Genomic DNA, 14,184 nt, shown 5'->3' with positions numbered 1-14,184 from the left:
CTGCCCAGGATCATTTCGCGATCCCCGCGTCGGCGATCACTTTCTTCCACCGGGTCGCCTCGGCGTCGATCAGCGACGAGAACTGCGCGCGGCTGGTATTGCCGGTCAGCATGCCCATCTCCGCATAGCGCTTGCGCACCTCCGGGTCGGCCAGCGCCTGCCGGACGGCCGCGTTGAGCTTGTCCAGCACGGCGGGATCCGTGCCCTTGGGCGCGGCCAGCCCTATCCAGCTGCCCGTCTGCAGGGCGCCGAAGCCCGCTTCCGCGGTGGTCGGCACGTTGGGCAGGATGTCGAGCCGTTCGCTGGCCGCGACCGCGATGGGCTGGATCGTGCCGGCCTTGAGCGGGCCCGCGATGGGGCCGGCGGTGTAGAACGCCACGTTGACATCGTTGCGCAGCAAGGCCAGTACGACGGGGGGCGAGCCATTGAACGGGACATGGGTCATCGAGACGTTGGCCAGGTTCGCGAAGAACTCGGCCGCGAGATGGGGCGGGGTGCCGATGCCCGGCGAGCCGAAGTTCACCTTGCCCGGCCGCTCCTTCGCGTAGGCGGCCAGTTCGCGCAGGCTGCGGGCCGGCACGGCGGGATTGACGACGACGATCGTGGGCGCGTTGCTGATCAGGGCGATGGGGTCGAACGCCGTCAGCGGATCGAAGGTCATGTCGCGGTAGAGATACTGGTTCGTCGCGAAATTGTTCACGGCACCCAGCAGCAGCGTATAGCCGTCCGGGGCGGCGCGCGCCACGTCCGCGGCGCCCAGGTTGCCGGAGGCGCCGGGCTTGTTCTCGATGACGAGCGGCTGCCCGAGCTGCTTTTCCATCAGCGGCGCGATCAGGCGGAAGCTGACGTCTCCCAGCCCACCTGCCCCGTAGGGATTCACGATACGTATGGGCCGGGACGGATAGGCATTGTTTTGCGCCCAGGCCGCGCCATGGGCGGCCAGGGGCAGCAGCACGAGGGAATATCGGGCAAGGCGATGGTGGAACGGCTTCATGGAATCTCTCCTGGAGTGACGTTTCTCCTTACCGGTGGGCGCGCCGCAGGCCGGATGCCTGGCGGCGCGCCGCGCCTTTCGCTCCGTGTATCAGGGCTCCCCGTAGAAGTTGGCGGCGTTGTCGTACAGGAACTTGCGCTTCTGCTCCTTGGTGAGGTCCTGGCGCTCGATGATCTCCATCGCGGCGTTGTCCCGCCCTTCGCCATGGGGGAAATCCGAGGAATAGAGAAGCTGGCCATCGCCCAGCAGCTTGAGCTCGTGCGCCAGCATGGCGTCGCTGGATTCGGGGCCGAGGTAGATGCGGCCCGACTTGACCAGGTCGTCCACTTCGCTCTTGGGCAGCATGCTGGGGTCGGCCATCCGGCCCTTGTTGACCTCGGCGTACTGCTTCATGCGCCCCACCGAATAGAAGATCCATTCGCCGCCGAACTCCAGGAACGCGACCTTCAGGCTGGGATACTTGTCCAGCATGCCGTGGCCGGCCATGGCCATGAAGGCCAGTTGCGCGGGCATGGCCTTGCCGATCATGTTGGCGTCCTGGATCGACTCGCACAACTGGGCCAGCGGCGGGAAGCTCATGGCCATGTGCACGCACAGGGGCAGCCCGGTGCGCGAGAACTCGTTCCAGATCGGCTCGAAGCTCGGGTGCGACAGCATGCGGTCGCCCACGGTCCCGAACACCACGGCGGCGGCCGCGCCCATGGCGACCATTTCTTTCATGGCCAGCCGGGCCTGCTCGGCGTCCCGCATGGGCAGCAGGCCGACCCAGCGCAGACGCTTGGCCGCGTCGCGGCAGCGCGTGCCGATGTAGCGGTTGTAGGCCCGGAAGAGTTCGCCTTCCAGCGTCGCGTCCGCGGCGATGGTGGCGTATATCGTGCTGGGGAACAGGACCTGGACGTCGATGCCCAGTTTGTCCATCGCGGTGAGCCGGTCGGCGACGTCGCCCAGCGTGACACAGCCGACGGGCAGGGAGAAGGCGGTGAAGTCGCCGGCCCGGGCGCGGTTGGCGCCGTATTCCTCCAGCACCATGCCGGGGGTGTTGGCGGCGTGGGTGCCGGGTCCGAACGGGTGCGGCTCGATGCGGCCGTCCACCAGCCATGCCGTGCCCCAGTTGCCGAGCTCGTGGCCGTCGCCGAACTTGACTGGCCGCGGACGCCGCAGCCAGTACTGTTTGGGAAGGGTTTCCCACATTTCCGGGGTCATTAGAACGTGGGCATCTGCATCATAAATCTTGAATCCTTCAAGCATGTTCAGTCCTTTCACGTAATGATGGGGAAAGCAGCAGGGCTACTGGGTCAGTGGGTGGGCAAGTTCCTCCTTCGCGGTGGCGGCATTCAACCCGACAGGCCCATCAGCCGCAGCGCGGCCTGGGAAAGGGCGGAGTCGGGGGCGTTCAGGTGGGTCACGATTTCGTAGTGATTCGTGGCGGGCAACTGCATCAATTCCACCTGCCTGTCCTGTTCCTGCGCGGCGCGGACGAAGTCGCGCGCCTGCCGCTGGAATTCGGGACTTTCGCGGTCGCCGATCGCGACGACCGCCGGGCAGTTCAGGCGGGACAGGTGCCGGATCGGGCTGTAGCGCTCGATCTCGTCCGGCTGGAGTTTGACGTAGCCGCTGCGGGCGCTGAGCATCACGGGATGCAGGTCGTACATGCCGCTGATCAGCAGCGCGCTCTTGACCAGGTCGGCGGGCAGGTGCAGGGATTCCCAGTCGGTGGTGGCCAGGACCGCGGCCATGTGCGCGCCGGACGAGTGGCCCGACAGGTGGATGCGGTCCGGGTCGCCGCCGAAGCGGGCGGCCTTGGCCCGGACCCAGGCCAGCGCGCGGCGGGTCTGGGCGATCATCTCGGGCAGGCGCACCTCGGGTATCAGCGAAAAGTCCAGCACCACCAGCACGCCGCCCGCGGGAACCACGGTGCGGGCCAGGAAGGACTCGTCGTCCTTGCTCAGATTGCGCCAGCCGCCGCCGTGCACATGGACGTGGATGGGCGCGCCTTGCCGCTGCGCCGGAAAGATGTCCAGGGTCTCGTGGGGGCCCGGGCCATAGGGAACGTGCCGGTGGTGCGGATATTCCTCGCGGGCGCCGGCGCTGGCCTGCGCGTACCAGGCCAGCATGGCGTCCCGGTTGTCGGCCCAGGCGCGCTGGTCATAGGCGCGATCCAGTTCTTCCTGCGTGTAGTCCAGGTAGACGCGCGCGGACGGCGTCTTCCAATGCGGCGTGAGGTCGTCCAGCCGGGTCACGTCGCCCAGCAGGAAACGGACGTTGTTCAGCGTGGCATCGTGCGCGGGCTGCGTGTGCGAGGCCACGCAGTCCTCGGGCACGACGCAATGGAACCCCAGGGCGTTCGCGTGCCGCAGCGTGGCTTCGACGCAGATGTTGGTCTGGACGCCCGCGAAGACCAGGGTGCGGATGCCGCGGGCGCGCAGCTCGTGTTCGAGCGTGGTGCCGACGAAGCCGTCGTAGCTGTGTTTTTCCAGTACCGGTTCGCCGGACAGGGGTTGGACGCCGTACCAGTCGTAGCCCCAGGTGTCGCGGTCGCAGCAGACTTCGGTGATGCCTTGCTCGGCCAGCTTGGTGCGCATGGATGCGGGCAGCAGGTCAGGCCGGTAGCAGGCGCGCAGCCAGAAGACCGGGACGCCGCGTTCCCGGGCGGTGTCGACCAGCGACCGGAGCCGGGGCACGATGGCCCCGCAGGCGGCGATGTCCTTGCCGATGACTCGCTCGACGTAGCCGCCGGGGGCGCAGAAGTCGTTCTGCATATCGATCACGAGCAGCGCGGTGTGGGAAACGTCCACCCGGGCCGCCAGGGAAAGGAGGGGCTGCGCATCCGATAAATCGCGATAGGCGTCGGCTTTCAATTCCTTCTCCATAATCGATGATTTTTTTATTTTCGATTTTTTTGTGATTTTTAGGAATAATCGATTATATGTCAATAGAAAGATGATTTGGGCCGCGTGTTACGATGAATCAAAAGACGAGGGGCATGATGAAACTGGCATCGGTCTTGCCGGCTGGGCAGCCGGCTCCGAGCACGGGACAGAATTTCGCAAGCACGATTGCGACCCGGTTACGCAACGACATCGTTTCCGGCAGGCGTCCTCCAGGTGCCAGGCTTTCCATCGAAGAACTCAAGGGGGACTTCGGCGTCAGCCTTTCCCCGCTGCGCGAGGCCCTGGCCAGGCTGGCCACCGAGGGCTTCGTGGTCAACGAAGACAAGAAAGGGTTCAAGGTCGCGCCGGTGTCGCGCGAGAACCTGCTCGAGGTCGCGAAGCTGCAGTCCACGCTCGAACCCATGGCCTTGCGCGAATCGATCCGGCACGGCAACCGGGACTGGGAGGACGGCATCGTCCTGACCCACCACCGGCTGTCGCGCTACGAGCGTCCCGAACAGAAGGACGGCGGGGGCGTCGACGAGTGGGAGGCGCATCACCGCGAATTCCACCTGGCGCTGCTGGCGGCCTGCCGCATGCCGCTGGCCCTGATGGTGTGCGATTCGCTCCAGCATTTCAGCGCGCGCTACCGGCGCCTGTTCCTGGCGTACAAGCCCTTCGATCGCGACGTTGCCCAGGAGCACCGTTCGCTGGTGGACGCGACGCTGGACCGCAAGGAGGACCTGGCCGCGGAGATCCTGGCCGAGCACATCGAGCGAACAGCTCGAAACATCCTGGCGGCGCTGGATGCGGGCGGCGTGGCGGCGGCGAGTTGAAGCGCTTTTCGAGGCGCGCTAGGATAGCTGCATGGCCATGCACGAGCCGATATATTTTCAGTTCCGCCCCATAAACAGAACCGGCGTGCGTGGCTCAGGAGGCCGTCATGATCAAAGTCAGTGAAATCCTGCGCGTCAAGGGCGACGCGCTTTATACCGCCAGCCCCGATACCCCCGTCGCGCAGGTCGTCGATACGATGGCCCTGCAGGACATCGGCTCGCTGGTCATCATGGAGTTCGGCGAACTGGTGGGCATGCTCACCTTCCGCGAAATCATCCGGCACCTGCAGGCCAACGGCGGCTCCCTGGGCACTACCACCATCCGGTCGATCATGGACGACGCGCCGGTCACGGTATCGCCCAACACCGAAGTCAACGAGGTGCGGCGCCTGATGCTCGACAAGCACGCCCGCTACATCCCCGTCATGGACGGCCGCATGCTGCTGGGGGTGATCTCGTTCTACGACGTCGCCAAGGCCGTGCTCGAGGCCCAGGGCTTCGAGAACCGCATGCTCAAGGCCTACATCCGCGACTGGCCCGGCGAGCAGCGCGAGACCGAAGGAACGCTGTAGGGAAGAATCCCCCCCCTACGCGCTTACGCGCGCCCCCCAGGGGGCGAAACCGGCGGACTGGCGGAGCCAGATCCGCGGTTTCCTGGGTCTAGCGCTAGCTTCTTGGACTGGAGCACCGTTGCTACCGCTGGCAGCCAGCGAAGCACGGTTGCTGCAATCCAAGAAGCTAGCGCTAGACCCAGGATGTGGTGGATCCGGCTTTGCCGGTCCACCCGCATCGCCCCCTCGAGGGGGCCCGCGCAAGCGGGTAGGGGGTGGGCTTCCCTTCAGGGTGGGCTTCCCTTCAGGGTGGGCTTCCCTTCAGGGTGGGCTTCCCTTCAGGGCTACAATCGAGGGGTACAATACGGCGTCCCTATCGGAGTCCAGATTTCATGCCTGGCAGCACCCTCGGAGAGCTTTTTTGCGTCACCAATTTCGGTGAATCCCACGGACCTGCCGTCGGCTGTGTGATCGACGGCTGCCCGCCCGGGATGGCGCTGGCCGAGGCCGATATCCAGGTCGAGCTGGACCGCCGGCGTCCCGGCACGTCGCGCCACGTCACCCAGCGGCAGGAACCCGACCAGGTCGAGATCCTGTCCGGCGTGTACGAGGGCAAGACCACCGGCACCCCGATCGCGCTGCTGATCCGCAACCAGGACGCGCGCAGCAAGGACTACAGCAACATCGCGGAAACCTTCCGCCCCGGGCATGCCGACTACACCTATTGGCACAAGTTCGGCATCCGCGATCCCCGTGGTGGCGGCCGTTCATCGGCCCGCCTGACGGCACCCACGGTAGCCGCCGGGGCGGTGGCCAAGAAGTGGCTGGCCGAACGCTACGGCGTGCGGGTGCGCGGCTACATGAGCCAACTGGGCGACATCCAGATCCCGTTCGAGGACTGGGACGCGGTCCACACCAATCCCTTCTATGCGGCCGGCAACAGCCGCGTGGCCGAGCTCGAGGCCTACATGGACCAGTTGCGGCGCGACGGCGACTCGGTGGGCGCGCGCATCGAGGTGGTGGCCGAGAACGTGCCGGTGGGCCTGGGCGAGCCCGTGTACGGCCGCCTGGATGCCGACATCGCCTATGCCATGATGGGCCTGAACGCGGTGAAGGCGGTCGAGATCGGAGCCGGTTTCCACAGCGTCGAGCAGCGCGGCACCGAGCATGGCGACGAACTGGCGCCGGAGGGTTTCCTGTCGAACAACGCCGGCGGCATCCTGGGCGGCATCTCCACCGGCCAGCCGATCACGGTGTCGCTGGGCATCAAGCCCACCTCCAGCATCCGCAGCCCCCGCCGGTCCATCGACAAGCTGGGCGCGCCCACCGTGGTCGAGACCCACGGGCGCCACGACCCCTGCGTGGGCATCCGCGCCACGCCCATCGCCGAGGCGCTGCTGGCCCTGGTGCTGGCCGACCATGCGCTGCGCCACCGCGCGCAATGCGCCGACGTGTCGGTCGAAACCCCCCGGCTGGGCCTGGCGCGCGGATAAAGAAAGTAACAGGGGTTTTGGGGCAAAATTGCCGCCTTGGCGTTCTTGTCTCGGGGGCAGCATGAAAAAAACCCAACGTTCTCCTGTCTTGCGCCGCGCCGCGATGGCCGCGGCGGCCCTGGCGCTGGTGGCGGCGGCCGGCTGCGAGTCGGTCAACACCACCCAGGGCGGTACGATAGGCATCGACCGCACGCAGCGCATGTCCAGCCTGGTGTCCGAGCAGCAGCTCGACCAGCAGGCCGTCCAGCTCTACCAGCAGACGCTGTCGGGGGCGCGCAGCAAGGGGCAGCTCAACACGAACGCCTCTCAACTCGCCCGGGTGCGGACGATTTCCCAGCGGCTGATCGCACAGGTGGGCGTGTTCCGGCCCGATGCGACCAAGTGGAAGTGGGAAGTCAACGTCATCGACGACAAGGAAGTGAACGCCTGGTGCATGCCGGGCGGGAAGATCGCCGTCTATACCGGGCTGATCAATACGGTGAAACCGACGGACGATGAACTGGCGGCGGTGCTGGGCCACGAGATCGCGCACGCGCTGCGTGAGCACGCGCGCGAGCGGGCGTCGGAGCAGATGGCGACGAGCATGGGCTTGAGCGTGCTGGCGGCGATCACCGGATCGCAGGCGAGTTCTGACCTGGGCGGGGCGCTGGCCAATGTGATGTTCGGGCTGCCGAACAGCCGGTTGCACGAGACGGAGGCGGACCGGATGGGGGTGGAGCTGGCGGCCCGGGCGGGGTATGACCCGCGGGCGGCGGTGACACTGTGGACGAAGATGGGGCAGGTGGGCGGCTCCGCGCCGCCCGAGATCCTGTCCACCCACCCGTCGGCCGAATCCCGCATCGCGGACCTGCGGCAGGCTTCCGAGAAGGTGTTGCCGCTGTACCAGCAGGCCCGACGCTAGCGTCCTCAAGGCGGCCGTGGCGGGGCGCGCAAGCGCGCAGGGGGGGCTTAATATACAATCAAGAGTTCCCTATCCCTGAGCGGGTCCGTCGAGGCTGGTCCTCGCGCCTGGGCGACGCCGAGAGGCGCCGAGCCGCGCGGCTGTTCATGAGCCCGTTCACTTTTTGGCCGGAATCTCATGCCTCAGACCCTTTACGACAAGCTGTGGGACGCCCACGTCGTCCATCAGGAAGAAGACGGTACCTGTCTGATCTACATCGATCGCCACCTGGTCCACGAAGTGACCAGCCCGCAGGCGTTCGAAGGGCTGAAGCTGGCCGGTCGTCCGGTCTGGCGCATCAGCGCCAACCTGGCGGTGGCCGACCACAACGTGCCCACGCACAATCGTGACAAGGGCATTGCCGATCCGGTCTCGCGCCTGCAGGTGGACACGCTGGATGCCAACTGCCAGGACTACGGCATCGTCGAGTTCGACATGGGCGACCGTCGCCAGGGCATCGTGCACGTGATCGGGCCGGAGCAGGGCGCGACGCTGCCGGGCATGACCGTCGTCTGCGGCGATTCGCACACCAGCACGCACGGCGCCGTGGCCGCGATGGCCTTCGGCATCGGCACGTCCGAGGTCGAACACGCGCTGGCCACGCAGACGCTGCTGGTCAAGAAGAACAAGAACATGCAGGTGCGCGTCGAAGGCAAGCTGCCCGCGGGCTGCACCGCCAAGGACCTGGTCCTGCACGTGATCGGCAAGATCGGCACGGCGGGCGGCACGGGGCATGCCATCGAGTTCGCCGGCAGCACGATCCGCGACCTGTCCGTGGAAGGGCGCATGACCATCTGCAACATGGCCATCGAGGCCGGCGCGCGCGTCGGGCTGGTGGCGGTGGACGAGAAGACCATCGAGTATTTCCGCGGCCGTCCCTACGCGCCCAAGGGCGAGGCCTGGGACCAGGCCGTGGCGTACTGGAACACGCTGCATTCGGACGAAGGCGCGCATTTCGATCGCGTGGTCGAGATCGACGCGGCCGAGATCCAGCCGCAGGTGACCTGGGGCACGTCGCCCGAGATGGTGCTGCCGGTGGGCGCGAACGTGCCGGATCCGGCCAGCGAGAAGGACGAAACCCGCCGTTCCGGCGTGGCCCGCGCGCTGGAGTACATGGGCCTGACGGCCAACATGCCGATCACCGATATCAAGATCGACAAGGTCTTCATCGGCTCGTGCACCAACTCGCGCATCGAGGACTTCCGTGCCGCCGCGGCGGTGCTGCGTGGCAAGCGCATCGCGTCCAACGTCAAGCTGGCGCTGGCGGTGCCCGGTTCGGGCTTGGTCAAGGCGCAGGCCGAGCAGGAAGGCCTGGACAAGATCTTCATCGAGGCCGGCTTCGAATGGCGCGATCCCGGCTGCTCGATGTGCCTGGCCATGAACGACGACCGGCTCGAGCCGGGCGAGCGCTGCGCCTCGACCTCGAACCGCAATTTCGAGGGCCGGCAGGGCGCGGGCGGCCGCACCCACCTGGTGAGCCCCGCGATGGCGGCGGCCGCCGCCGTGGCCGGTCATTTCGTCGACGTCCGCAAGGTCAACTGAGGTAGAACATCATGCAAGCATTCACCACTCATGAAGGCCTGGTGGCGCCGCTGGACCGCGAGAACGTCGACACGGACCAGATCATCCCCAAGCAGTTCCTGAAGTCCATCCATCGCAGCGGCTTCGGTCCCAACCTGTTCGACGCCTGGCGCTACCTGGACGAAGGCCAGCCCGGCATGGACAACAGCAAGCGGCCGCTGAACCCGGACTTCGTGCTGAACCAGCCGCGCTACCAGGGCGCTTCCATCCTGCTGTCGCGCAAGAACTTCGGCTGCGGCTCGAGCCGCGAGCATGCGCCGTGGGCGCTGGACCAGTACGGTTTCCGCGCGGTGATCGCGCCGTCGTTCGCCGACATCTTCTTCAACAACTGCTTCAAGAACGGCGTGCTGCCCATCGTGCTGTCGGAAGAGGACGTGGACAGCCTGTTCAAGGAAGTGGAGGCCAAGGAAGGCTACCGGTTGACCATCGACCTGGAGCGCCAGGTGGTGGCGACGCCGTCGGGACGCGAACTGTCGTTCTCGATCGATACGTTCCGCAAGTACTGCATGCTCAACGGCCTGGACGAGATCGGCCTGACGCTGCGCCATGCGGACAAGATCAAGGCCTTCGAGCAGAAACGCCTGGCCGCCCAGCCCTGGCTGGACGTTCCGGCCCTGCGCGGCACCCAGGCCGGCCGCTGACACCGCACTCCGCCGGCCCCGCCGGGCCGGCCCCGACCCTGAATCAAGAGCCACAATGACACAACATATCGCAGTGCTGCCGGGCGACGGCATCGGTCCCGAGATCATCGAACAGGCCGTGCGCGTGCTGACTTCGCTGGGCGAATCGTTCAAACTCGAAGAACAGCCGGTGGGCGGCGCCGCCTATGAAGCGTCCGGCCATCCGTTGCCGCCGGCCACGCTCGAACTGGCCAAGAAGGCCGATGCGGTGCTGTTCGGCTCGGTGGGCGACTGGAAATACGACAAGCTCGAGCGCGCGCTGCGTCCCGAGCAGGCCATCCTGGGCCTGCGCAAGAACCTGGGCCTGTTCGCCAACCTGCGCCCGGCCATCCTGTATCCCGAGCTGGCCAATGCCTCGTCGCTCAAGCCCGAGGTGGTGTCGGGCCTGGACATCCTGATCATCCGCGAACTGACCGGCGATATCTATTTCGGCCAGCCGCGCGGCGTGCGCACGGCCCCGGACGGCGCGTTCGCGGGCCAGCGCGAAGGCTTCGACACGATGCGCTACGCCGAGCCGGAAATCCGCCGGATCGCGCACGTGGCCTTCCAGACCGCCCGCAAGCGCCGCGGGAAGTTGTGCAGCGTCGACAAATCCAACGTGCTGGAGACCTTCCAGTTCTGGAAGGATATCGTCACCGAGGTCGGCAAGGAGTATCCTGACGTGGAGCTCAGCCACATGTACGTGGACAACGCCGCCATGCAACTGGTGCGCGCGCCCAAGCAATTCGACGTGATCGTGACCGGCAACATGTTCGGCGACATCCTTTCCGACCAGGCTTCCATGCTGACGGGTTCCATCGGCATGCTGCCGTCCGCCTCGCTGAACGAGACGGGCAAGGGCCTGTACGAGCCCAGCCACGGCTCGGCGCCCGACATCGCGGGCAAGGACATCGCCAATCCACTGGCGACCATCCTCTCGGCGGCGATGATGCTGCGCTATTCGCTCGACAAGGCGGCCCAGGCCGACCGGATCGAGGCAGCCGTCAAGAAAGTGCTGGAGCAGGGCCTGCGCACGGCCGACATCTACGAAGAAGGCACGACTAAGGTCGGCACTGCCGAGATGGGCAGTGCCGTGATCAAAGCTCTGTAACCAGCCTGCGTGTCGCGCCCCCCGGGTGTGATGCGCCCGGCAAACAGTTTCAATCTGGACTACTTGTTAGGGGTGTGTAAATGAAAGCAGTTGGTCTGGTCGGCTGGCGTGGCATGGTCGGTTCCGTGCTCATGCAGCGCATGCGCGACGAAAACGATTTCTCGCTGATCGAGCCGGTGTTCTTCTCCACCAGCAACGCCGGCGGCGCGGCGCCCTCGTGGGCGCAGGGCGCCGGCCCGCTGCAGAACGCGTTCGACATCGAGGCGCTGAAGAAGCTGCCCATCATCGTCACGGCGCAGGGCGGCGACTACACCTCCGAGGTCTATCCCAAGCTGCGCGCCGCCGGCTGGGACGGCATCTGGATCGACGCGGCCAGCACGCTGCGGATGAAGGACGACGCCGTCATCGTGCTCGATCCCGTCAACCGCAACGTGATCGACCAGGCGTTGAAGAAGGGCGTCAGGAACTACATCGGCGGCAACTGCACGGTCAGTTGCATGCTGATGGGCCTGGGCGGCCTGTTCGAGCACGACCTGATCGACTGGATGACCAGCATGACCTACCAGGCCGCTTCCGGCGGCGGCGCGCAGCACATGCGCGAGCTGCTGACCCAGTTCGGCCTGCTCAACGCCACGGTGTCCGGCCTCCTGGCGGATCCGGCCTCGGCCATCCTGGAAATCGACCGCACGGTGCTGGCCAAGCAGCAGGACGGGTCGCTGCCGCAGGAACACTTCGGCGTGCCGCTGGCGGGCAACCTGATCCCCTGGATCGACAAGGACCTGGGCAACGGTACCTCGCGCGAGGAATGGAAGGGCGGCGCCGAGACCAACAAGATCCTGGGCCGGGGCGAGGGCTTCGGCTCGTCGCCCATTCCCATCGACGGCCTGTGCGTGCGCATCGGCGCCATGCGCTGCCACAGCCAGGCGCTGACCATCAAGCTCAAGAAGGACGTGCCGCTGGACGAGATCGAGGGCATGCTGCGCGAGAACAACCAGTGGGCCAAGGTCGTTCCCAACACGCGCGAGGCGTCGATGCAGTCGCTCACGCCCGTGGCCGTCACGGGCACGCTGGACATCCCGGTCGGCCGCATGCGCAAGCTGGCGATGGGCCCCGAGTACCTGAGCGCCTTCACCGTGGGCGACCAGCTGCTGTGGGGCGCGGCCGAGCCGCTGCGCCGCATGCTGCGCATCGCCCTGGGCGAACTCTGATCCCCGGGCTTGCATCAGAACGTACCTGAGCTTGCGACGGTAAGTCTCTGATGCTACAAGGAGGCCCGGCAGGCGCCGACCTGCCGGGATGACCAACCGCCAGACTGTTCGCGGGGGCTTTTGCGCATGGGATTAGGATGAACGGACTTTCCGACCGAGAGACAGGCCGTCCGGCCTTGACACACAAGCGTCCGCGCGCGGGCGGTCCATCGGCGGGGCTGCTGGCGCTGGGATTGGCGGCCGGGGCCCTATCGGCGGCGCAGGCCGCCGACCTGGGGGCGTTGAAGGTCCTGTCCGCATCCGGCGAACCGCTGCGTGCCGAGATCGCGGTCAATGCCGCGACACCCCAGGAAGCCGGCACGCTGAAGGCGGCCATCGCGCCGCGGGACGTCTACCGCCAGACCCAGTTGGAATACAGCGAGGCGCTGGCCAACCTGACGCTGCGCATCGAAGACCGTCCGGACGGACGCAAGGTGGTCAGCATCGCGTCGGCGGCGCCGCTGGACGTTCATGTCCTGGACCTGCTGGTGGAGCTGACCTGGAACATGGGCCGCTTCATCCGCCAGTACACCTTCATCCTGGATGCGCCGGCGCCCAAGGCGCAGGCGGCCGAGACGCAGTCCGCGCCCGCGGCCCTGGAGGTCAAGCCCGGCGATACCTTGTTCGGCATCGCGGGCCGCCTCAAGCCCGAAGGCGCGTCCATCTACCAGACCCTGGCGGCGCTGCTGCGCGCCAACCCCCAGGCCTTCGTCGACGGCAACATGAATCGGCTGCGCGCCGGCGCATCGCTGTCCGTGCCCGGCGCGGACGACGTGGAGGCGATCGACGCGGCGCAGGCGGCGGCCTTGTTCTCCAGCCAGGCCGAGGCCTTCGAGGCTTATCGCCAGCGGGTGGCGGGCGGCGCGAGGCAGGTGCCAGCCGGCGCGTCCACGGGCGGCGCCGAGTCGCGGGGCGATATCGCGTCTTCGGCCGGATCGCAGGCGGAGTCCGGCTCGAAGGAGGGCGATGCCCTCAAGCTTTCCAGTGGCGGCCAGGAGACGGCCGCCGGCGGCGAGCAGACCACGCGCGACCGCCTGGAGGAAGAGCGCGACGCCACCGCCAAGGCCATGCGCGAGGCGCAAGAGCGGGTCGAGGCCTTGCAGGGCAATGTCGAGGCCATGCGCGGCCTGCTCGAGGCGCAGAACGAAACCCTGGCGAAGATGGAGCAGCAGGCCCGCGACCGCGCGGCCGATGCCACGGGTCCCGCGGAAGCCGCGCCAACCGCGCCAACCGCGCCAACCGCAGATCCCGAGGCACGGCCTTCTCTGGCCGCCTCGGTGGCCGACAAGGTCCGCGACCACAGCGTGGCGGTGCTGGGCGCCATCGTCGCCGTGCTGGCGGCCCTGCTGGGGGCCTTCGCGCTGCGCCGCCGTTCGGCCCGCGCCGAGGCGGAAGAGGCGCGCGAGGCGGCGCGCATCGAGGCCGAGAACGCCAATGAGGAGGCCGACGCGTTGCCGCCGGCCGGGAGTACCGCACCCGTCAACCACCTGCGCGACTGGGATGACATCCCGCCGTTTCCCATTCCCGATGATCTGCCGCCACGCGTGGAAGGCGAGCCCGACGACTATCCGGACGACGACGAGCCCGAGGACGCCGGCCGTCCCGTGGCGGTGCCGCCGGCCGCCGCGGCGGCCTTCGGCCTGGACCTGAACCTGGATGCCCCCGCGCCGGCCTTGCCTGCCCAGGACGCGTCCAGGCCGCCTCCCGCGCCGGGCATCGACCTGAATACGGACCTGGATGCGCCGGCCGGCATGGCCGCCAAGCTGGACCTGGCCAAGGCCTACGCCGACATGGGCGACCGCGCCGGCGCGCGCGAGCTGCTGGAAGAGGTCCTGCGCGACGGCGACGCGGACCAGCGCGAACGGGCGCGGGCGCTGCTCGCCTCCTGGTAGGGCCGCCCGC

12 protein-coding genes are annotated in these 14,184 nt (G+C 67.4%); 9 read left to right on the top strand and 3 right to left on the bottom strand.

Annotation, left to right across the window (positions count from 1 at the left end; translation table 11 throughout):
* Positions 1-10: 10 nt before the first annotated feature.
* From R4823_RS16605 to R4823_RS16595, 3 genes are all read right to left on the bottom strand, one after another.
* Positions 11-994, bottom strand: a complete 984-nt coding sequence (locus R4823_RS16605) for a tripartite tricarboxylate transporter substrate binding protein (protein WP_087839206.1) — start codon at positions 992-994, stop codon at positions 11-13.
* A 90-nt stretch (positions 995-1,084) separates the two neighbouring features.
* On the bottom strand, positions 1,085-2,185 hold the full coding sequence (locus tag R4823_RS16600; RefSeq protein WP_279815187.1) for an amidohydrolase family protein: 1,101 nt from the start codon (positions 2,183-2,185) through the stop codon (positions 1,085-1,087).
* A gap of 143 nt (positions 2,186-2,328) precedes the next feature.
* The gene (locus tag R4823_RS16595) at positions 2,329-3,852 is read right to left on the bottom strand and encodes an isochorismatase family protein (protein ID WP_279815189.1); all 1,524 of its coding nucleotides are present in this window, start codon (positions 3,850-3,852) and stop codon (positions 2,329-2,331) included.
* Positions 3,853-3,977: 125 nt separating this feature from the next.
* Here R4823_RS16595 and R4823_RS16590 point away from each other — a divergent pair, with 125 nt between their 5' ends.
* The 9 genes from R4823_RS16590 to R4823_RS16550 all read left to right on the top strand — a co-directional run bounded on the left by R4823_RS16590 (position 3,978) and on the right by R4823_RS16550 (position 14,174).
* Entirely contained in the window at positions 3,978-4,700 is a 723-nt protein-coding gene (locus tag R4823_RS16590; protein ID WP_279815191.1) for a GntR family transcriptional regulator, read from the top strand.
* Positions 4,701-4,807: 107 nt separating this feature from the next.
* On the top strand, positions 4,808-5,272 hold the full coding sequence (locus R4823_RS16585; protein ID WP_176400758.1) for a CBS domain-containing protein: 465 nt from the start codon (positions 4,808-4,810) through the stop codon (positions 5,270-5,272).
* 371 nt (positions 5,273-5,643) lie between these two features.
* Positions 5,644-6,744 carry a chorismate synthase gene (aroC, locus tag R4823_RS16580; protein WP_087839209.1) on the top strand — a complete coding sequence of 367 codons (1,101 nt, stop codon included), beginning with the start codon at positions 5,644-5,646 and terminating at the stop codon, positions 6,742-6,744.
* Between the two features lie 103 nt (positions 6,745-6,847).
* Entirely contained in the window at positions 6,848-7,645 is a 798-nt protein-coding gene (locus R4823_RS16575; RefSeq protein WP_087839230.1) for a M48 family metallopeptidase, read from the top strand.
* 177 nt (positions 7,646-7,822) lie between these two features.
* Positions 7,823-9,226: a 3-isopropylmalate dehydratase large subunit gene (leuC, locus tag R4823_RS16570; RefSeq protein WP_087839210.1), complete on the top strand. Its 1,404-nt coding sequence runs from the start codon at positions 7,823-7,825 to the stop codon at positions 9,224-9,226.
* Positions 9,227-9,237: 11 nt separating this feature from the next.
* Positions 9,238-9,906 carry a 3-isopropylmalate dehydratase small subunit gene (gene leuD, locus R4823_RS16565; protein ID WP_338615470.1) on the top strand — a complete coding sequence of 223 codons (669 nt, stop codon included), beginning with the start codon at positions 9,238-9,240 and terminating at the stop codon, positions 9,904-9,906.
* Positions 9,907-9,961: 55 nt separating this feature from the next.
* Entirely contained in the window at positions 9,962-11,035 is a 1,074-nt protein-coding gene (leuB, locus tag R4823_RS16560; RefSeq protein ID WP_087839212.1) for a 3-isopropylmalate dehydrogenase, read from the top strand.
* Positions 11,036-11,115: 80 nt separating this feature from the next.
* On the top strand, positions 11,116-12,243 hold the full coding sequence (gene asd / locus R4823_RS16555) for an aspartate-semialdehyde dehydrogenase (RefSeq protein ID WP_087839213.1): 1,128 nt from the start codon (positions 11,116-11,118) through the stop codon (positions 12,241-12,243).
* Positions 12,244-12,419: 176 nt separating this feature from the next.
* The gene (locus R4823_RS16550) at positions 12,420-14,174 is read left to right on the top strand and encodes a FimV/HubP family polar landmark protein (RefSeq protein ID WP_338615469.1); all 1,755 of its coding nucleotides are present in this window, start codon (positions 12,420-12,422) and stop codon (positions 14,172-14,174) included.
* Positions 14,175-14,184 lie beyond the last annotated feature (10 nt).

It is taken from the genome of Pigmentiphaga sp. CHJ604, from assembly GCF_036972535.1.
Classification (GTDB): domain Bacteria; phylum Pseudomonadota; class Gammaproteobacteria; order Burkholderiales; family Burkholderiaceae_B; genus Pigmentiphaga; species Pigmentiphaga daeguensis.
The sequence above is the reverse complement of the archived record's forward strand: the minus strand, read 5'-3'. Positions and strand labels throughout refer to the sequence as shown.

What these genes read in the sequence shown, in the direction of transcription:
- R4823_RS16605 (WP_087839206.1), bottom strand. Translation starts at nt 994, where the DNA reads ATGAAGCCGTTCCACCATCGCCTTGCCCGATATTCCCTCGTGCTGCTG.
- R4823_RS16600 (WP_279815187.1), bottom strand. Translation starts at nt 2,185, where the DNA reads ATGTGGGAAACCCTTCCCAAACAGTACTGGCTGCGGCGTCCGCGGCCA.
- R4823_RS16590 (WP_279815191.1), top strand. Translation starts at nt 3,978, where the DNA reads ATGATGAAACTGGCATCGGTCTTGCCGGCTGGGCAGCCGGCTCCGAGC.
- R4823_RS16585 (WP_176400758.1), top strand. Translation starts at nt 4,808, where the DNA reads ATGATCAAAGTCAGTGAAATCCTGCGCGTCAAGGGCGACGCGCTTTAT.
- aroC (WP_087839209.1), top strand. Translation starts at nt 5,644, where the DNA reads ATGCCTGGCAGCACCCTCGGAGAGCTTTTTTGCGTCACCAATTTCGGT.
- R4823_RS16575 (WP_087839230.1), top strand. Translation starts at nt 6,848, where the DNA reads ATGGCCGCGGCGGCCCTGGCGCTGGTGGCGGCGGCCGGCTGCGAGTCG.
- leuC (WP_087839210.1), top strand. Translation starts at nt 7,823, where the DNA reads ATGCCTCAGACCCTTTACGACAAGCTGTGGGACGCCCACGTCGTCCAT.
- leuD (WP_338615470.1), top strand. Translation starts at nt 9,238, where the DNA reads ATGCAAGCATTCACCACTCATGAAGGCCTGGTGGCGCCGCTGGACCGC.
- leuB (WP_087839212.1), top strand. Translation starts at nt 9,962, where the DNA reads ATGACACAACATATCGCAGTGCTGCCGGGCGACGGCATCGGTCCCGAG.
- asd (WP_087839213.1), top strand. Translation starts at nt 11,116, where the DNA reads ATGAAAGCAGTTGGTCTGGTCGGCTGGCGTGGCATGGTCGGTTCCGTG.